Raw genomic sequence first — 19289 nt, 5'->3', positions numbered from 1 at the left:
GAGAGGCAGGTGCTCTACAGCTTAGGAACCCTAAAATAACACCGTTGAAGCCCCACGCTTCACCACTACTTTTAAAAAATATAAATGGATGCTTTAGTAATGGCTGCTCAGTTAATTCTGGGCCTGACCATCTTAGTAGGAATACATGAACTAGGCCACATGCTTGCCGCCAAATGGTTCGGAATGCGAGTGGAAAAATATGCTATCGGCTTCCCGCCCAAACTGGTGAGCAAGCAGGTAGGCGAAACAGAGTACATGATCGGAATGATTCCGTTGGGCGGATTTGTGAAGATAACCGGTATGGTAGATGAGTCTCTGGACACGGCCATGCTGGCACAGGAGCCGCAGCCATGGGAATTTAGAGCAAAGCCAGCCTGGCAGCGCCTTATTGTGATGATGGGCGGTATCATCTTTAACGTGATCACCGGTATCATCATTTTTGCGGCTCTTACTTACGCATACGGCGAGAGCTATCTTTTAGCCGAAGACGTGAAGTACGGCATTGTCACCAACAACACCGCCAAGAAAATAGGTTTGCGTGACGGAGACAAAATTGTAGCCGTAAACGGGAAGCCACTGGTAGAGTTTAACGATGTCTATAGCCCTGATGTACTTTTGGGTAGCAACACTACCTTTACCGTGGAGCGTGACGGGCAGCAGCTAACCATACCTCTGCCGGCTAACCTGATGGACCAGCTTATTGACGATGACAAAACTAGTTTTGTCTTGCCGCGGGAACCATTTGAAGTAGCCAAAGTACAGTCTGGCACCGCTGCTTCAAAAATAGGTTTGCAAAAAGGCGATAAGATTGTGCGCATTGGTAACAAGCCAATCCAGTTTTTTGACGAGCTGCAAGCGGAATTGAAGAAAAGCGCCGGTAAAACGGTTGAAATTGAAATTGACCGAAACGGGCAAAGAATCAGCAATAAAGCACAAATTGATGAATCCGGTACTCTTGGCTTTAATTCTAAGCCGTTACTGCCCCGGGCAACGCGTGAGTATGGCTTTTTAGAGTCGTTCCCAGCTGGTCTTGATAGAGCCTATATGATTATCTCCACCCAGATCAAAGGTTTTGGCAAAATCTTCAGTGGTGAAGCTTCGGCTTCTAAATCTATTGGAGGCCCGTTGATGATCGCGCAAACCTTTGGGGGCGACTTTTCTTGGGCTAATTTCTGGACCATCACGGCTATGCTTTCTATGGTGTTGGCGTTCATGAACTTCCTGCCAATTCCGGCTTTAGATGGAGGACACGTGATGTTCCTCACCTATGAAATGGTTTCAGGCCGCAAGCCTTCTGATAAGTTTTTAGAGAATGCCCAAAAGGTAGGCATGGTATTGTTGTTAGGGCTTATGGCCTTCGCTATTTTCAATGACTTCTTTAAGCTCTTGTTCAAATAAGAAGAGCACTATTCCATAGATAAAAAACAGAGAAAGACGCACTATGTGGCGTCTTTCTCTGTTTAAGGGTAAAGTAACAGGAACATGAGGAATAAGATATTAGGCTTGATCATATTGTGGGCTTTGGCTTTTTCGCCGCTGCAGGGGTGGGCGCATGATTTCCATACCAGCATCACCGATGCCCGCTATAACGCCCGTACCAAAACCTATGAGCTGGCGGTAAGGGTGTTTGCCGATGACCTTGAAAATGCCCTCAGCCGCCGGAATAAAACCAATGTGCGGTTAGACCGATCTGAGCGCGTGAAAAAACTTATTGCGGAGTATCTACAGGCGAACCTCTCCATTGCCGGAGCAAAGGGTGAGCTTCCGCAACAAAAGTTTTTAGGGTTACAGGAAGAATCTGATGCGGTTTGGTTGTACCTGGAAATACCGGCTGCTAAAGCTCCAGCAGGGCAGGTGTGGGTGCAGAATGCCCTACTCACAGAAATTTTCGATGACCAGATGAACATCCTCAATTTGGAAGTGGCGGGCAAGAAGCACTCCATTTTAGCGAAATACCGCGACACGCAGCATACCATCTCTCTTTAAAAAGCAGCTCTACTTTCTTCTGCCTGAGTAGAGCGTTTTTGATCTGTTTTTGAGAAATCAGGCCCAAAACAATAAGAATTACTCACTATTGCTCTAAGTAAAGCTTAGGGGGTAAGATCATTTTTTCATAAGTTTACTGTCCTCCTCTTTGATTCGCTACTGCAATGATGCAAAATTGATTAGTAGAGGAAAACTTTCACTTATGAGAAAAAGCCTTTATTGTTTGGCTGCCTGCCTTTCTGTTCTCGCTAGCCAAGGTTGCTCTTCGGTTTACATGCCCAACACGCCTAGTACCCCTATGCTAAGCGCAAAAGGAGAGCTGAGCACCAGTGCCCATGTCACACTGAAAGGAAACGCTACGTTTAATTCTGCCTATGCGGTAACTGACCATGTAGGGGTGTTGGTGAGCGGGGCTATGATGAATAACGATACCAAGAAGAAAGATTTCCGGCATAATCTATTAGAAGTAGGAGGGGGGTATTTTACCACCTTCGGTCCTGAGCAAAACAGAATTCTAGAACTATATGCCGGTGTGGGGCAGGGCAGCAGTGACCGCACCTTTAAGCACAACACTTCAGAAGGATTGGTTACGTATGACCGGCAAGAGGTGACCTTTCGTAAGCTTTTCTTTCAGGTGAATTACTCTTCTAAAAAGAAGAAGTCGCTTAGGTTGTTTGGTGAGAAGTATCCGCTCAACTATGGCACTGCGCTGCGCTTAAGCTATGTGAGCATGGATGAGTTTTACCGCAACGACATAGCCCAGCCTACCGAGGATAATATTTTTTTTGAGCCTGTCTTCTATACCCGTATGACCTTAAACCCATGGGTACAGTTGCAGTACACCAGTGGCAGTAATTTTGGGCTTAAAAACCGTGACTTTATGTCTGCCGGTAATTCCGTTTTAAGTATTGGCCTGATAATAAATGTGGGCGGTAAAAGCCTGAAAAAAGCTGATTAGCCTGTTTTAGGGCTACTTTTCTAAAAATAACCCTAAAACAGGCTACCAATCAGTGTTGGCTTTGTGTTGTTCTGGTCTGATAAGCTTGAACTCTACCCGTCTGTTTACCTGACGGTCTTCCAGCGTAACTTCTACTTTGAGGGGTTGGGTACTGCCTTTGCCTACGGCTTCAATTCGATCAGGCTCAATTTTCCCTGTTTTCACAATATATTCTTTAATAGCTATTGCCCTCCATTGTGAGAGATCCATGTTGGCAGCCGGATCACCAGAACTGTCGGTGTGGCCTTCAATACTCAAACGCAGTTGCGGGTGGTCAAGCAAGAACAGCACAATTCTGTCTAGGGTAGACTTCATGGCTTCTTTGATATCTGCTTTGCCTTCGTCAAACTCAAGGTTCTTGAAGATAAGCGGAATGCTGTAGTCAATGAGCGTGGTCATGATCTTCAGCAAGGTGTCCTGCTTTAAATCAACCTCTTTTTCAATAGAGAAAAAGTCAGGGCTCTGAATTAACATCATGTAACGGCTGTTGTCAATGAGGTCAAAATCAAAAGAACCGTCTGGGCGTAAATATTTAGAAGCCACCTCAATACCGTTCTCAAGGTCAATGATAGAAATTAGACCAGTAAGAGGTTTGTGGGTAATAGAGTCAGTAAGAACACCCGAAAGGCGGGTAACGGCCAAAGGGTGCGCCTCCATAGGAAGCGGGAATGAATACAGGTCCAGGTTCTTGATGTCGTTGGCTTCAGAACGGGCGTAGTACAGATTGGTGGAGTTACGGTCAATGGCAAAGTAGTACTCACTGCCCTTGCCATTCACCAGCGGCCCCACGTTCCTGGGCTCTTGCCATTTACCCTCAATCCGGTACGTTTTGTAAATGTCAAAGTCACCGAAGTTAAGCAACTGACCTCTGGAGCTAAAGTACAGCACCTGGTATTTAGGGTGGAAATAGGGGCTCACTTCACTTTCGCGGGTATTTACCACGGGCCCCATATTCTGGGCCACGGTCCATTCACCGCTTTTGTTTCTGTAGCTGAAGTAAATATCAGACATGCCAAAGCCGCCTAGGCGGTCTGAGGCGAAATACAAAGTGTCTTCGTTAGGAGAGAGGCTTGGCTGTGAATCCCAGGCTTTGCTGTTGATAGAAGGCCCCAGGTTTTTAATTTGGCCCCAACTGCCGTCAGACAGTTTAGAAGCAGAATATAGGTCGCAGTTTCCGTAGCCATCGCGGCTGTCGCAGCGGGCAAAATACAGGGTTTGGCCATCTTTGCTCAGGCAGGCCGATCCTTCATTGTAAATGCTGTTCACCGGCTTCCCAAATGACTGGGCATCTAGCCAATAGCCGTTTTCGCTTTTGGCATAATAAAGATCTTCATCTGTTCCGTTTACTTTGCTGCCCTTGCGCCTTGACGTAAAAATCAGCGTCTCGTCATCCGGAACGACAGGGCCATAATCTTCAGAGGATGAATTTATGCCATTGCCCATGTTGGTGTACACCCCGCGTGGCGGCTGAAAAGTGTCTACTGACTTCCGGTATTCCACTATTTTGTAGTAGTACTCCAGCGGAACGTAAAAATCTTTTTTCTTCTGCTCCAAAGAGTCATAGTAGTTCTTTACCTGCCTTATATCGGTGCGGTGGTGCTTTAAAACCAAGCGGTAGCAGGCAACGGCTTTGTCTAGTTCGCCTTGTCTTTCATATAGTTGGCCCAAGCGCCACAAGAGTTTTGTATCTTTGTAAAAATTCTCGATACCAAAGTTGTTGACATAGTCTTTGAGCAAGGGTAAAACTTTATCCCATTGCTGTTTTTGCTCCAGTTTATGAATTTGAGCTAGCTTAGACTTATGAAAGTAATAGGGAACCTGGTTCACGTTTGGGAAATCCAGAATCAGATCGGCTTTGGGAGCTGTGCGTCTGAGAGAGTCGTTCACCGGTTTGAGTTTCAGCCTTAACGGATTTTTAGTTTGTCCAACAGTGGAAAAACTTATAGTCCATAAGAGCAGAAAAATACATATAAAACCGGAACGCTGCATACAATAAAGGGCCGTTGAAAGAAGGGCAACAAGAAAACGCGGTGTCAAATGTACTTCTTTCTGATGTTAAATATATATGAATTTGGGGAGAATTACGCCTGAATATTGGCACAGCTCTTGAACAGTATAGAGAAGACAGGAAAAAAATTGAATGGAGGGGGACATTGCTGCCAATTTGGCACCCCCAGATGCCTATTTTATGAATTATAGCCAACAGAACTTACTACAGCAACTTTTATTGTCTGACACATCTGACGATGGCAACGGCGAATTAATCACCATTATCACCTCGGAACTAGACGGCGAAGACGGCGCTGAGAAAAATACTCCTGAAACGTTGCCTTTGCTGCCTATCCGCAACACGGTTTTGTTTCCAGGGGTAGTCATTCCCATTACCGTGAGCCGCAAAAAATCGGTGCGGCTGGTGCGAAAAGCTTATAAAGGAGATAAGATTGTGGGCGTGGTGGCCCAAAAGAATATGACTGCCGAGGAACCAGGCCCTGAAGATATTTTTGAGGTGGGTACCATGGCCAAGATCCTGAAAATGTTAGTACTGCCTGACGGTAATACTACCATCATCATTCAGGGCCAAAGTCGTTTTAAAATAGAGAAAGTAACCCAGGAAGATCCTTACCTGCAAGCTAAGGTGAGCTATTGCCCTGAAACTTTCCCGAACAAGAACAGCAAGGAGGTAAAAGCCCTGGTGGAGTCATTGCAGGAAGCGGCCGGTAAAATACTCAAGCTAAACCCCGAAATTCCGCAGGAAGCCCAGGTGGCGCTTGATAACATTGACAGCCCCAGTTTCTTGACGCACTTTTTGTCTAGTAACATCAACGTGGAGGTGGCCCAGAAGCAGAAGCTTTTGGAAATCAACGACGGCGTGGAGCGCGGCACTACCTTACTGCAGCTCATGATGCGCGAAATTCAGATGCTGGAAATCAAGCAGGAAATTCACAGCAAAGTGCACCTGGATATTGATGAGCAGCAGCGCGACTACTTCCTGCGCCAGCAGATAAAAGTACTGCAAGACGAACTGGGCATAGACGGCCCCGAGCAGGAAGTGGAGAAAATGCGGGAGAAGGCTGCTAAGAAAAAATGGCCTGAGGCCGTGGCCAAGCACTTCAACAAAGAGCTGGACAAGCTGAGCCGCTCTAATCCGCAGAGCGCAGAGTACCCTATTGCCCACAACTATTGCGAATTCCTGTTGGACTTGCCTTGGAGTGAATACACCAAAGACAATTTTAACCTGAAGCGCACCAAAAAGATATTAGACGCTGACCATTATGGTCTGGAGAAAGTGAAGGAGCGCATTCTGGAGTATCTGGCTGTGCTCAAGCTTAAGAACGACATGAAAGCGCCTATTCTGTGCTTGTACGGACCTCCGGGCGTGGGTAAAACTTCACTGGGGCGTTCGGTGGCCAAAGCGTTGGGTCGCCAGTACGTGCGCATTGCCCTGGGTGGCGTGCGTGACGAAGCCGAGATAAGAGGGCACCGCAAAACCTATGTGGGCGCCATGCCGGGTCGTATCATCAGCCAAATCAAAAAAGTAGGCTCCTCTAACCCAGTCATGATTCTGGACGAGGTAGATAAGCTGAATTCTGACTTTAGAGGTGACCCATCAAGCGCATTATTAGAGGTGCTGGACCCTGAGCAGAACCACACGTTCGCTGATAATTACCTGGAGGTAGAGTATGATCTATCGAAAGTATTGTTCATCGCCACGGCCAACTCCTTAGACACCATTCACCCCGCCCTGCTCGACCGGATGGAGATTATTGAGGTAACCGGCTACACCATTGAAGAAAAAACCGAGATTGCCAAACGTCACCTGCTGCCTAAACTAAAAGCCGATCACGGCCTGGAGCCGAAAGACGTGGCTTTGTCAACGGCCGCGGTGCAAAAGGTTATTGAAGATTATACTCGTGAGTCTGGTGTTCGGAACCTGGAGCGCAAACTGGGTGCGGTGATCAGGAACGTGGCTAAATCCAAAGCCATGGAAGAGGAGCATCCGGCCAAGCTGGAGCCGAAAGACGTGGCGCGAATATTAGGACCTGAAATTTTCGATAAAGAGCTGTACCAAGACAACGAAACCGCCGGCGTGGTGACTGGTTTGGCCTGGACCAGCGTGGGTGGCGATATTCTGTTCATTGAGTCATTGTTGAGCCGTGGCAAAGGAAAACTAACTTTATCCGGACAATTAGGAGATGTGATGAAAGAATCTGCCATTACGGCCGTTTCTTACTTAAGAGCCCGCGCCGACGAGTTGGAAATTGACTACCGCCTCTTCGACCAATACGACCTGCACATCCACTTCCCTGAAGGGGCGGTGCCGAAAGATGGTCCTAGCGCCGGAATTGCTATCTTTACCTCTATCGCGTCGGTATTTACCCAGCGCAAAGTGCGGTCGCACTTAGCTATGACCGGTGAAATTACGCTGCGCGGGAAAGTATTGCCAGTGGGCGGAATTAAAGAAAAGATTTTGGCGGCCAAGCGCGCGGGCATCAAAGACGTGATTCTTTGCCAGAAAAACCGCAAAGACGTGAATGAGATTGCCGCGCATTATATAGATGGGCTGAACATTCACTATGTAGACCGCGTGGACCAGGTGTTGGAAATTGCCTTGCTGCCCGAGAAAGTGTCAAAACCGCTTGATCTTCGGGTGCGTGATGAGTCCTCGGCTAAAACCGAAGCTTAAACTTTCTACTTATTCGCCTGAGGCGAGTGAGTGATTTTCTGTTTTTGACCTGATTTTAGAAAAACAATGCAAAAACGCCTTTTCCTCTTCGGGCTGATGATTTTAGCCTCTGTACAGGTAGTCTCCGCTCAAGTGGGAGGGCGTTATGTATTTCGTTTTCTTGATCTGCCTACCCATGCCCGGCAGGCGGCGTTGGGCGGCGTGAACATCTCTTCTGGCTTAGAAGATGTGAATTCTGTGAGCGCCAACCCAGGTCTCATGCAAGGTAAGGCCAATAACCACCTGTCGTTCACACACCTCAATTACCTCTCAGATATTGGGCAGAACAATTTGCAGTATGCCTTTGAGAGCAACCGTCTGGGCCGCAATGCCATTGGAATACAGTATGTAAACTATGGTGATTTTGTGCAGCGTGATGAAACTGGTCTGGAGGAAGGTACTTTTCAGGTGCGGGATTATGCCGTTACCTTGTCACATGCCGCTACCATTGAGCATTTCACGTTAGGTGCCACCGCAAAAGTGGCGGTTTCAAACATTGCCGGCGATCAGGCCGTGGCCACGCTGGTAGACCTAGGCGGTACTTTTGTACACCCAGAGAACGGATTAGTGGTAGGCTTGGCTGTAAAAAACCTGGGCGTGATGCTGAAGCCCTACGGCGACGGCGAGCGCGAAGACATGCCCCTGGACATTCAGTTGGGCGCGAGTTATAAGCCTGAACACGCGCCTTTCCGGTTGTCGCTCACGGCGCATAACCTGCACCGCTGGGACATTGTGTACCTGGACCCCAATAAGAAAGGCACGCTTAACGAGAACAACGAGGAGGTAAAGGAGAAGAAAACCTTCGGCGATCAACTGGTCCGCCATTTTGTGGTGGGCGGCGAACTGCTGCTGGGGCCTGGCTTCCATATCAGGGGCGGCTACAACCACTTGCGGCGCAAAGAACTGGTGGTAGAGAGCGCAGGCGGAATGGCAGGTTTTTCATTTGGCACGTCCATCAAGGTTCATGCTTTCAGGTTTGATTATACCTATGCCAAGTTTCATGTGGCCGGAGCCAGCAACTACCTCACCCTCACCACTGATCTGAACCGCTTCTTCAAGAAAGCGCCGGAGCTTTAATTGGAAAATGTGAGGATTTAAAAATTTGGAGATTCCTGTTTTTGGGCTCTTTTTCTAAAAGTAAGCTGAAAATGGAATAGTCATCTTCTGCGGAACGAGCTTTGGCTGGAACCGCAGTTGGACTTGTTGTTGATAACACCAACAAGGGCTGAGGTTGGAAGTGTTTTGAGCCAACTCTTCAAAATGCGCCAAAAGCAATGGATTAGTTAGGCCGTTGTTGGTGTTATCACCAACAACTTTTTTATGTTAGCCGTTTAGGTTAATCAAGCAGAAAAAATACGAAAACTAGAAACAGTAAAACTAACGTGAAAGAATGAGTGCTTAAGAGCTGAAAATATTCACTCATCCACTCCTTCACACATTCACCCACTAAACACGCATGTTAGATTCAAGTAAATACTTAACGCCCGCTCAAATTGTAGCGGAACTAGATAAATACATTATTGGGCAGCATGATGCCAAGCGTAACGTAGCCATAGCCCTGCGTAACCGCTGGCGCCGTATGCACGCTGACCCCGAAATGCAAAAGGAGATTGTTCCCAACAACATTCTCATGATAGGAGCCACTGGGGTAGGTAAAACCGAGATTGCCCGCCGTTTGGCTACCATTGCCGATGCACCTTTCACCAAAGTAGAAGCATCTAAATTCACGGAAGTAGGCTACGTAGGCCGCGACGTGGAGAGCATGGTGCGTGATCTGGTGGAGCAGTCGGTGAACATGGTGAAGACCCGCAAAAAAGAGGAGGTGAAGCAGCAGGCGGCTCTGCTGGTGGAAGACATCATTCTGGACGCCCTTATTCCGCCGATCAGTCAGCCGGGCGGCCGCCACAACGAAAGCTTCGGACCTGTCAATGATACAGACGTACCTTCTAGCGATCAGGAACTGAACGAGCGTACCCGTGAACGTTTCCGCGAGAAAATCAGGAACGGAGAGTTGGAAGACCGCAAAATTGACATCAAGGTATCTCAGAGCCCATCTTCTGGTGTAGGTGTAATGGGGCCGGGTATAGACGAAATGCAAATGGCTGGCATTCAGGAGATGATCGGCAACATGATGCCCAAGAAAACCAAGAAGCGGAAGGTGACCATAGCCGAAGCCCGTAAAATTCTGCTGGAAGAAGAGGCGTCTAAACTCATTGACATGGATGAGGTGAAAGACGAGGCCATTGCCAAAGCCGAGAACGCCGGTGTTATTTTTATTGATGAGATTGATAAAGTAGCCAGTGCCAGCAACAAAGGCGGCGGTGGCCCTGACGTGAGCCGCGAGGGCGTTCAGCGCGACCTGCTTCCTATTGTAGAAGGCAGTACCGTGAACACCAAATACGGCGTCATCAAAACCGACCATATATTATTCATAGCCGCCGGTGCGTTTCACGTGGCCAAACCTTCAGATCTTATTCCGGAGTTGCAGGGCCGCTTCCCAATCAGAGTAGAACTGCAGAGCCTGAGCAAAGATGATTTTTACCAGATTCTGAAGTATCCTAAAAATGCCCTCACCAAGCAATACGTGGAGCTTCTGAAGGCTGAGGAGGTAGAGCTGAGCTTCTCCGATGAAGCCTTGCAAAAGATTGCCGAAATTGCTTTTGAGGTAAACGCTGAGGTAGAAAACATAGGTGCCCGACGCCTGCACACGGTCATGAGCCGCCTGCTCAACGACATTCTGTACGACGTGCCTGACACCATACCTACTAACGCTAAATTGCTCATCACCCCTGATATGGTAGAGGAACGTTTGCGTGACATGGTGAAAAACCGTGACTTAAGTCAGTATATTCTTTAATTGAGAATTAAAAAGTAGAAATTGAGAGCTACTGCCGAAGGGTGGTGGCTCTTTCTGTTTTTAGCCCATTTTCCGAAAAATAGCGTAAATTCAGGGGCAACGGAACGCCTATGGAAATAGACATCAATCAGAAAAAGTTATCTGTTAAAGACAAATATAAGATTTACCTGAACGGGCAGGAAAGGTTTTTCGCCACCAGTTCCATGTTCAGTTTCATGTCCAAACTGCAGGTGTTTGAGCTGGATCATGATTTCCCCAGAGTTGCCATTCAGCAGAAGTGGGCTTGGGTGAAAGCCAAGTATACCATTAAGTTTGAGGGTGGGGCAGAGGTGCTTTTCCGTACAGAGTCTTTCTGGAAACGCCACTTCCAATGTTACGTGGGCGGCAGTGCCTATGACATTTACGGTCACCGTGGCCGCAAATTCTCAGTGTACAAAGACGGAGTGCAGATTGCCTGGTGGGAAAAAGCCGCCGTCTCCTGGTTTAACGGCGACAACTACCATCTCATTTCTGACGACAACAGTGATTATGACCTGCTCATCGCTTTCTGCCTTATTTTGGACCAGCACGAGAGCAACCATAAAGGCAGCAACGGCTTCCATGTTGACTTCGGGAACTTTGGTCCACAGGCTAGAAAGTTTGATGCTAACTGGAGACCCAAACTGGTTCCGAAGACAGACCCAAGATTTTAATTTGTTTTAGGCCTCTTTTCTTCAAAACATGCCTAAAACGGAAGCCGTACATTCTCAAACTGCAACACGAACAGAAACTATGAACTACTACATCATTACCGGTACCAGCCGTGGGCTGGGGAAAGCATTGGCCGAGGCTTTGTTGAAAGAAGAACAAAATTGCGTGATAGGGGTATCCAGAAACTGCACGATCACTCATGAGCGCTACCGGCATCAGCCCCTGGATTTCTCTGATATTGCTGGAGTAGAACATAACCTGCACAAAGTGTTCTCGCTGTTTACTGATGCCCAAAAAATTGTGCTGGTGAACAACGCGGGAGTGATTGGCGATATTGGCTATATAGGGCAGAGCAAAAACGAGCATTTCGAGTTCGTCTTCGACGTGAACGTAATTGTGCCGGCCATGTTTATGAACTTGTTCCTGCAGAGCTACCAGCACCGGAAAGACGTGGAGAAAATGATTGTTAACATAAGTTCAGGAGCCGGTCAGAAAGCCAAAGACGGCTGGGCCGCTTACTGCGCCTCAAAAGCCGCGCTTGACATGCTCTCGCAGACTGCCCAACTGGAGCAAGACAAATTAGGAACCGGCGTAAAGGTCTTCTCCCTCTCACCTGGTATTATAGACACTGAAATGCAGGAGCAGATCAGAGAGGCCGACCCTGTGCAGTTTAGCAGCGTTCAACAGTTCAGAGACTATAAAGCTAACGGAGATCTGGCAGCACCAGAGCATACTGCCCAGAAGGTGATTCAACTCATGGAGAACACCAGCTTAGCTCGGGGAGTGGTGTGCTCGGTGCGGGATTTTTAAGCGTTTTAGGGCTGATTTTTGAAAAGCAGGGCTAAAACAAGCTAAAACACAAAGGAACAAGAGCGCTATCTCATCCTGATTTTAAAGGGGAATAGAAATGTCTTGTTTGGTTCTTGCTGCGTATCAAGCTCTGGCAAATGCCATTCTGAATCCTCCAGAATAGGAATCAGCACCCTAAGTAGCTCTTCATCCATCCCATAGCCCATTTTTTCTACAACCTCATATGCTGCTGGTTTGCCATCATCTCCAATTTTTATGGCAACCACAATGGTGCCGTCAACACTGGCTCTTACGGCTTCTGCAGTTACTCTAAATTTGTCTGTTAATTGGCGGTACACAATTCCCCAGCTTCCTAGAAAGACTGGCTCTAGAGAGACAGTTGAATCAGCAGGTGCATTCGTTATTTTCCTGAGTTGCTCAGCAGACTTCTTTCGGGTATCATCTATAACTTTATTCAGCGTATGGTCAAACTCCAGGTACTGATTAGGGCTACTATCTAAGTAAGTCCAGACGCCAACTTTCTTGTTGTTTTCAAAGTTTCCTTTTTCCACTACTCTGCCACTCATTAAGGTTCTGGAGGGGCCATCTTTGATAGAAGGATCACTTTTTAATACTGAAGATTCTATTTGAATATATCGGCTGGGGCCTTTGGCTTTTACTTTCTTAGTCTGTGCCACCGTTAGAAGCGGTGTGAAACACAAGAGGAATAAAAGAAAAGTGGGGGCAATAGAGTAAAGGAATTTCATAACATGTGGTGTGGCTTTAAGTAAAGATACACCAAGATTGAATACAATTAGCTAAGCTACTGTTCCCTATACCGCTTTTTTCGCCTACTTTTACACCTGATTTTCTAAAGTTTTAAGAACAATGATGTCAAGAATGATCAAAAGAATAGCCCTGCTGGCGCTGTTTGTGTACTTGCCGCTGCAGTCAATGGCGTGGGGCATGCTGGGGCACCGCATTGTGGGCGAGATTGCCGAGCGCAACATGAGCAACAAGGCCAAAAAGAAAGTGCGTCAGATATTGGGTGAGTCGGTGGCTATGGCCAGTAATTGGCCGGATTTTGTGAAATCAGACCCTGCATACAAATACCTTGATAACTGGCATTACATTAATTTGAAGGACGGTATGTTTGCTGAAGCAGTGGAAGCGCATCTGAGGCAAGACACCACCACCAATGCCTACACCAAAATCAACTTTCTGGTAAGTGAGTTGAAAAAGCAGGAACTACCACAGGCTACTAAGCAAATGTATCTGCGCATTCTTATTCACTTGGTAGGCGATGTACACCAACCTATGCATGTGGGTAGACCGGAAGATTTAGGTGGAAACAGAGTGCGGTTGGAGTGGTTTAACAGCCCAACCAACCTGCACCGTTTGTGGGACAGTCAATTGATTGAGTACCAGCAATTATCTTACACTGAATATGCAACGGTACTAAACTGTACCACCAAAGAACAAATAAAGACTTGGCAGGCGCAGCCAATCAGCCAGTGGTTCTTAAACTCCTACCAAATTGCTGATAAATTATATGATAGCGTAAAGCCTGAAGAAAAGCTCAGTTACCGCTACAACTTTGACCATGTAGACACCCTGAATGAGCAATTACTGAAAGGTGGCATTCATTTGGCTGGTTTGCTGAACGAGATTTTTGGGTAGTATTTTCACAGCCTTTATAACCGAAGCCTGCGGCAAATGCTTTTGCCGCAGGCTTTTTTTATCACTTTACAGTAGGGCTGTTCTTTTCTTGGCTGAAGCTCAATTCATTTTCTTAGAACGCCTCAAAGTTCTTACCAAACTATCAGAGATAAAGAGAGGTATTGGAAGCAATAGAAATCATTATAAGTTTCCATAACTACCGTCTGCCTAAGAGAAACTGGTTTCAGATGGCATTCTTCGGAAAACGCATTCAAGAAGTGGTGACAGAACCAAGACAGGCTGTAGCAAGAAAAAACTGTTCTGGCTCTAACCGAGGCTGTTTTGAATTTATAAGATTATAACTATCTTTCTATCCAATACTACTTTACACGACTTGTTATGGAACAATCTCTACCCGCTGAACTACCTATCTTTGAAGCCCACACGTCAGACTATTCTGAGCGGGAACAAGAGATCATACAAGAGTACCACAAAGTACAGCCCTTATGGCAGTTTGCGCTACTTTGCTTTTTTACCTTTGGCATTTACGAGGTGTATTGGTTCTACAAGAACTTCTACTTTTTTAAAGAAATGGAGGAAGATGAGGACACCAAACCATTTTGGCGTGCCATCTTCATCATTTTTTTCGGAAACACTCTTTTCAAGAAGATTCTGCACAAGGCGCAGGAGCACGGCTACAGCGGTTATTATCCAGCGGGTTGGCTGCTGTTTGCCTTCTTTATCATTTCATTTATGCACCGGCTGCCAGATCCACTGTGGTTGGTGTCTCTGTTTTCTTTCCTGCCGCTACTGCCAATAGTAAAAGCTCGAAACTATTTCTTTTCACAGTTTGAACCCGAGGAAAAGCGGACTTCTGCTTTTACAGGAGGAGAAATAGCCACCTTGGTTTTTGGAGTGGTGTTCTTTCTGTTAGTAGTACTTGGGCTGGTGCTACCGGAATCCAGCAATGACTATCCAGCAGGTTTCTGAGCAGAGGCTACATAAAAGATTGCAGCTCATCCTGAATTTTTCGGTTCCAGCGCTCTTGGGCGGTATGGTTCAGGCCGTGGTGCGTTTCTTCGTCGTACTGCTTTTGCAATTGGTCTAACTCCCACAGCGCTTCCAAATATTGGTACTTGATCATGCTGTCATAGTCTTGCAAGGTAAGCTTTTGTGGCTGCACCCGCTGTTTGTAATGCTCTGCCACTAGCTTTACTATGTCAAAATGCCGCTGCTCATGGTTCAGAACATAGGCTGTCTTTGAGTCTGCCCTAACTTTAGACAATTGCCGCAGTGTATAAACCCGCAGTGTCACCTTTACATGAATGACCCCGTTTTTGACCACTGCATATGATTCTGAAGACAACCCAGGAAAGATAAATGCGGCAAATTTACCAGACGTAACTGGCCCACCCTTAAAATCTGACCAATTCAAGGGCCGGTTAGGGTCATAAAAGAGTGTGTCAGGTTCGTTATTTTGGGTGAAATCTTCAAAGGTTACTTTGATTTCACGAGCCAGCTTTTCGTTATGCTTCACTTCTAAAGCCATCCATCGGTGCAGGTATCGTAAAGATTCGGCAATGGCCTGGCGTAAGGTTGGTTCTAAAGCGGCGGCTTGGCCCGCTGGCCGGTCATATCGGGCGCCGCTTTTGTATTCAAATAAATGAAGCAACTGTCCCTCGCGCTTTACCTCAAACGCCACTACATACTCCATTTTCCCCTCTACCCGCCCTTTAAGCGACATAGTTTCAGTTACTTTGAATTCCTTTAGCCGCATAACCACAGGCCTTAACTGAGTGTTGTGGGCTAGACTAGCTCTGATGTATTTCCGGATTGAATTTGCCGTGCCGCCTTCTAAATCAACAGCCTGTGGGGTAGCACCTGGAGGCGTGGTTGGTACTAAAAAAGCTATGGCTTTGGTATTGGGTCGTTCATCCCGCACATCAGCTATGTAAAACTCATTTGGAGTAAAATCTAGCTTGTCTGTTGCCAGAGCAATAGGGGAGGGAGAAGTGTTTGATATTGACCTTTGAAGAAATGTAAAGCTAAGGCAACCTGCTAACAAGAAGAGCACAGCCAAGATCCTCGCTGAAGAAGTCAAGCGGACACAGATATGATGTATTGCACGGGTAGGGTTCATGGCGCAGCATATAGAGCTCTTCAGGCAGACTAGATTAGTTTTGGATGTAGAGCTTTACAGAGGACGAACATGGCCGCAGCGGCATCAGTTCCCAAACAGTCAACGACTTATGAAACTGATCTATCTGCAATGGCAGCACCTATAGAAGAAATGATTAACTCCTTTTGAATGAACTTCTATAATAGCTACAACCCTTCGTTTGAATTCTATGTTTTGGGGTTGTTTTTCTGAAACTAGGCCAAAAACACATCATCAAGCTATTTTCTCAGTTGCTGAGGGGCAAAACAAAACCGCCACTTTAGTTATCCAAAGTGGCGGTTTTGTGAAGAAGCATAATATAAATGACGAAGGACTGTGGGCCGAGGCGACGTTTAAAACTTATTATCAGCTGAATTTTTACTTCTGATGCTGCTCTTTTTAAGTTGATTTCTCTACAAGCTTACAAAAATTGTGTCTGAAGCGGTCTCTTCTTCACAATCTGGTTTTCCAATAACTGCAACTTTGCCTTTATAGGTTGAATTTGACACTTCAGAAACATAAAAGTTTTGGTTTCGCTTTTCAGTTATGTCTTTGCTGTCAATAAGATAGATAGCAAGTCCAGCGGTACAATCTGGATACTGGTAATCCCAGATGAAAATTAAACTACTTTTTTCCCTTGTTTCTGGAATATAGAGTTTGTCAGACTTTATCCTGTTAGGTAAACGAAGCTTTGCCTTTTGGTCAAGTTGTCCGCCCTGAATATTCTTGAAAACGTACTCCTTATTTGTTCCCAACTGTACTTTCATAATGGTAAAAGTTTGCGGGTCCCCTCTTAAATCTTCATGGTTCTCTAGTACTATAGTGTCAATTTTACTATCGTAGTCTAGGTCAATGGCATATCTGTCGACTAAGAATGTGCTTAAGGTATCTATTCCTTTATATTTTGAATAGTCTCCTTTGTACTCAATAGAATGATTGTCGTTGGAAATCTTTTTCCCGCAAGAGAATAGCAGTAAGCACAAACCCAAAGACAGATATTTCATGTTATTAATATTACTTACAAGGTGCAAAAATCAACTCTGCATCAGATAGGCTTTAATGTATTCGTCAAGGTCACCGTCAAGTACATTTTGCACGTCTGATCGCTCAACACCGGTTCTTATGTCTTTCACCAGCTTGTAAGGGTGCAGCACGTAGTTTCGGATTTGAGAACCAAAGTCAATTCGTTTTTTAGTGCTTTCCAACTTGTCGCGCTCCTCGTTGCGCTTATTGATCTCAATCTGGTAGAGCTGCGATTTTAGCATTCTGATGGCGTGCTCTTTGTTCATGAGCTGCGAGCGCTCAATCTGGCAGGCAATCACAATACCTGAAGGCTTGTGCTTCAGGCGTACCGCAGTTTCAACCTTGTTTACATTCTGACCACCGGCACCGCCTGAACGGAAAGTATCCCACTCAATATCGGCGGGGTTCACGGTAATTTCAATGGTGTCATCTACAATTGGGTACACGAATACGGAGGCAAACGACGTGTGACGACGTCCACCGGAGTCGAACGGAGAGATGCGCACCAGCCGGTGTACACCAATTTCAGCTTTCAGGTAGCCATAGGCAAAATCGCCTTCAAACTGCAGAGTAGCAGACTTCACACCTGCGCCTTCACCCGGCTGAATGTCAATTTCCTTTACGGAATAGCCTTTACGTTCGCCCCACATGAGGTACATGCGGTACAGCATTTCAGCCCAGTCTTGGCTCTCTGTTCCGCCGGCACCTGAGTTTACCTCCAGTACGGCGCCTAGCTGGTCTTCCTCGTTGCTGAGCATGCGCTTGAACTCCAAGTTCTCCACCACTTCTTCGGCGGTCTTAAATTCAGCAGCAATGTCTTCCTCAGACACTTCGCCTTCTTTGTAGAAATCAAAGAGCACCTCCACGTCATCTACCGCTTTGGAAGTGGCCTCAAAATCATCGGTCCAGGTCTTCAGGCTTTTGGCCTCTTTCAGCACGGTTTCCGCTTTTTTGGGGTCATCCCAGAAATCTGGGGCGGTAGACTGTTCCTCGATCTCTTTTACTTTCTCTTTTTTAGTATCGTAGTCAAAGATACCTCCTCAAAGCCTCAACGCGGCCTTTCAATTCCTTTATCTGGTCTTGAGTCATGGGTTATAATGTCCTAATTCAATTTGAAGATTTGAAAATGAGAAGATGTGGAAATGATTTTTGTTTTTAGCCTTTTTTCCGAAAATGAGCCTGAAAACGTGACATCTTCTACATTCTATTCATAAGAAAGACGCAAGATACAAGTTTCTCAAGTGAATCACCTGAGAAGTCTTGAGTCTTGCGTCTTCTGTCTTGAGTCTGTGACCTACTGTACCGGAACAACCCAGACGTGCGGATCTGGAGCTTGTCCGTACCGGATGGCGTCTAGTTCTTTGGAAACCCGATTAGAGAATTCACGCTCAGCAAGCGGTGGTAATTCCATTTCCTGATCTCTGAACGTGATGGACTTAATGTGGGCTATGGTAGCGGCAGTACCCGTACCAAAAGCATCTTGCAGCTTGCCGGCCGCATAGGCATCTACTACTTCCTGAATCGGAATACGACGCTCCTCTACTTTCATGCCCCAATCGCGGGCCAGTGTGAGTACGCTGTCGCGGGTGATACCGGCCAAAATAGAAGTGCTTAGAGCCGGAGTAACCAAAGTACCGTCTATCACAAACATTACGTTCATGGTGCCAGACTCTTCAATGTAGTTGTGCTCGCGGCCATCGGTCCAAATGATTTGGTGAAAACCTTGCTCGCCGGCTAGTTTGGCAGGCAGTAAAGACCCTCCGTAATTGCCGGCTGCCTTGGCGTAGCCAAAACCTCCTTCTACGGCACGGGTGTAGTACTCTTCAATTTTGACACGTACTGGTTCAGCATAGTAGCTGCTGGCTGGGCTGCAGAAGATAATGAACTTATAGCTGTTGGCCGGGCGCACGCCTAATAATCCTTCTGAACCGAACATAAACGGACGGATGTACAAAGAATAGCCCTGACGTTGCGGCACCCAGTCGGCGTCAATAGAAATGAGCTGCTTTAAACCTTCCATGAAAATCTCTTCTGGAATCTCAGGCATGCACAGGCGTTTGGCAGATTCGTTCATGCGGGCCCAGTTGTCTCTTGGTCTGAAGAGAACTACTTGTCCGTCTACGGTTTTGTAGGCTTTCATTCCTTCAAACAAGGCTTGGCCATAGTGTAGCGCTGCGGTAGCCGGACTTACTTCAATAGGACCATACGGTACAATTTGAGGATCTTGCCAGGCGCCGTCTGCATAATCAACTACCAGCATGTGGTCAGCAAAAACTTTCCCGAACTGCAGGTTGTCTAAATCTAAATTTGCCAGCTGGCTGGCAGTGGTAACGGTGGTATGAATGGGCATTGCTTCGGTTTGCATGTTAGTCAACGGTAATGATGTACGGAAATCTGATCTTTGGGA

The 19289-nt window shown here is 46.6% G+C and carries 16 protein-coding genes; 10 read left to right on the top strand and 6 right to left on the bottom strand.

Annotated elements, in window-relative coordinates; genetic code table 11:
* Nucleotides 1–84 precede the first annotated feature (84 nt).
* The 3 genes from rseP (at nt 85) to A8O23_RS07145 (ending at nt 2944) form a co-directional block, all read left to right on the top strand.
* A complete protein-coding gene (gene rseP / locus A8O23_RS07155; protein ID WP_066618786.1) occupies nt 85–1398 on the top strand; it encodes an RIP metalloprotease RseP in 1314 nt (437 codons plus the stop codon).
* Nucleotides 1399–1482: 84 nt separating this feature from the next.
* On the top strand, nt 1483–1986 hold the full coding sequence (locus tag A8O23_RS07150) for a DUF6702 family protein (protein ID WP_066618784.1): 504 nt from the start codon (nt 1483–1485) through the stop codon (nt 1984–1986).
* Between the two features lie 202 nt (nt 1987–2188).
* Complete coding sequence (locus A8O23_RS07145; RefSeq protein WP_066618782.1) at nt 2189–2944, top strand: hypothetical protein; 756 nt, start codon at nt 2189–2191, stop codon at nt 2942–2944.
* 42 nt (nt 2945–2986) lie between these two features.
* Here the strand turns inward: A8O23_RS07145 and A8O23_RS07140 are convergent, their stop codons facing one another.
* The gene (locus tag A8O23_RS07140; protein WP_239693359.1) at nt 2987–4870 is read right to left on the bottom strand and encodes an OmpA family protein; all 1884 of its coding nucleotides are present in this window, start codon (nt 4868–4870) and stop codon (nt 2987–2989) included.
* A gap of 301 nt (nt 4871–5171) precedes the next feature.
* Here A8O23_RS07140 and lon point away from each other — a divergent pair, with 301 nt between their 5' ends.
* The 5 genes from lon to A8O23_RS07115 all read left to right on the top strand — a co-directional run bounded on the left by lon (nt 5172) and on the right by A8O23_RS07115 (nt 12063).
* A complete protein-coding gene (gene lon, locus A8O23_RS07135) occupies nt 5172–7667 on the top strand; it encodes an endopeptidase La (protein ID WP_066619501.1) in 2496 nt (831 codons plus the stop codon).
* Nucleotides 7668–7733: 66 nt separating this feature from the next.
* The gene (porQ, locus tag A8O23_RS07130; RefSeq protein WP_153042110.1) at nt 7734–8783 is read left to right on the top strand and encodes a type IX secretion system protein PorQ; all 1050 of its coding nucleotides are present in this window, start codon (nt 7734–7736) and stop codon (nt 8781–8783) included.
* 379 nt (nt 8784–9162) lie between these two features.
* A complete protein-coding gene (gene hslU / locus A8O23_RS07125) occupies nt 9163–10563 on the top strand; it encodes an ATP-dependent protease ATPase subunit HslU (protein WP_066618777.1) in 1401 nt (466 codons plus the stop codon).
* A 110-nt stretch (nt 10564–10673) separates the two neighbouring features.
* Nucleotides 10674–11255, top strand: coding sequence for an LURP-one-related/scramblase family protein (locus tag A8O23_RS07120; protein WP_066618774.1), 582 nt, complete (start codon nt 10674–10676; stop codon nt 11253–11255).
* 79 nt (nt 11256–11334) lie between these two features.
* Entirely contained in the window at nt 11335–12063 is a 729-nt protein-coding gene (locus A8O23_RS07115) for an SDR family NAD(P)-dependent oxidoreductase (protein ID WP_066619497.1), read from the top strand.
* Nucleotides 12064–12128: 65 nt separating this feature from the next.
* Here the strand turns inward: A8O23_RS07115 and A8O23_RS07110 are convergent, their stop codons facing one another.
* Nucleotides 12129–12809 carry an energy transducer TonB gene (locus A8O23_RS07110; protein WP_066618771.1) on the bottom strand — a complete coding sequence of 227 codons (681 nt, stop codon included), beginning with the start codon at nt 12807–12809 and terminating at the stop codon, nt 12129–12131.
* A gap of 133 nt (nt 12810–12942) precedes the next feature.
* Between A8O23_RS07110 and A8O23_RS07105 the strand changes: the two genes are divergently transcribed.
* On the top strand, nt 12943–13722 hold the full coding sequence (locus A8O23_RS07105; RefSeq protein WP_153042109.1) for a S1/P1 nuclease: 780 nt from the start codon (nt 12943–12945) through the stop codon (nt 13720–13722).
* 378 nt (nt 13723–14100) lie between these two features.
* Nucleotides 14101–14691 carry a DUF4234 domain-containing protein gene (locus tag A8O23_RS07100; RefSeq protein ID WP_066618767.1) on the top strand — a complete coding sequence of 197 codons (591 nt, stop codon included), beginning with the start codon at nt 14101–14103 and terminating at the stop codon, nt 14689–14691.
* Between the two features lie 7 nt (nt 14692–14698).
* Here the strand turns inward: A8O23_RS07100 and A8O23_RS07095 are convergent, their stop codons facing one another.
* From A8O23_RS07095 to A8O23_RS07075, 4 genes are all read right to left on the bottom strand, one after another.
* A complete protein-coding gene (locus A8O23_RS07095) occupies nt 14699–15775 on the bottom strand; it encodes a hypothetical protein (RefSeq protein WP_153042108.1) in 1077 nt (358 codons plus the stop codon).
* Between the two features lie 497 nt (nt 15776–16272).
* Nucleotides 16273–16863 carry a hypothetical protein gene (locus A8O23_RS07085; RefSeq protein WP_066618760.1) on the bottom strand — a complete coding sequence of 197 codons (591 nt, stop codon included), beginning with the start codon at nt 16861–16863 and terminating at the stop codon, nt 16273–16275.
* 30 nt (nt 16864–16893) lie between these two features.
* Nucleotides 16894–17971, bottom strand: a protein-coding gene (gene prfB / locus A8O23_RS07080; RefSeq protein WP_153042107.1) for a peptide chain release factor 2 whose coding sequence is annotated in 2 segments (ribosomal slippage) — nt 16894–17910 and nt 17912–17971 — 1077 coding nt in all. Because the reading frame shifts where the segments join, the coding sequence is not laid out codon by codon here.
* Nucleotides 17972–18176: 205 nt separating this feature from the next.
* The gene (locus tag A8O23_RS07075; RefSeq protein WP_066619491.1) at nt 18177–19247 is read right to left on the bottom strand and encodes a branched-chain amino acid aminotransferase; all 1071 of its coding nucleotides are present in this window, start codon (nt 19245–19247) and stop codon (nt 18177–18179) included.
* Nucleotides 19248–19289: the final 42 nt, after the last annotated feature.

Source organism: Rufibacter roseus (assembly GCF_001647285.1).
Taxonomy (GTDB): domain Bacteria; phylum Bacteroidota; class Bacteroidia; order Cytophagales; family Hymenobacteraceae; genus Nibribacter; species Nibribacter roseus.
The sequence above is the reverse complement of the archived record's forward strand: the minus strand, read 5'-3'. Positions and strand labels throughout refer to the sequence as shown.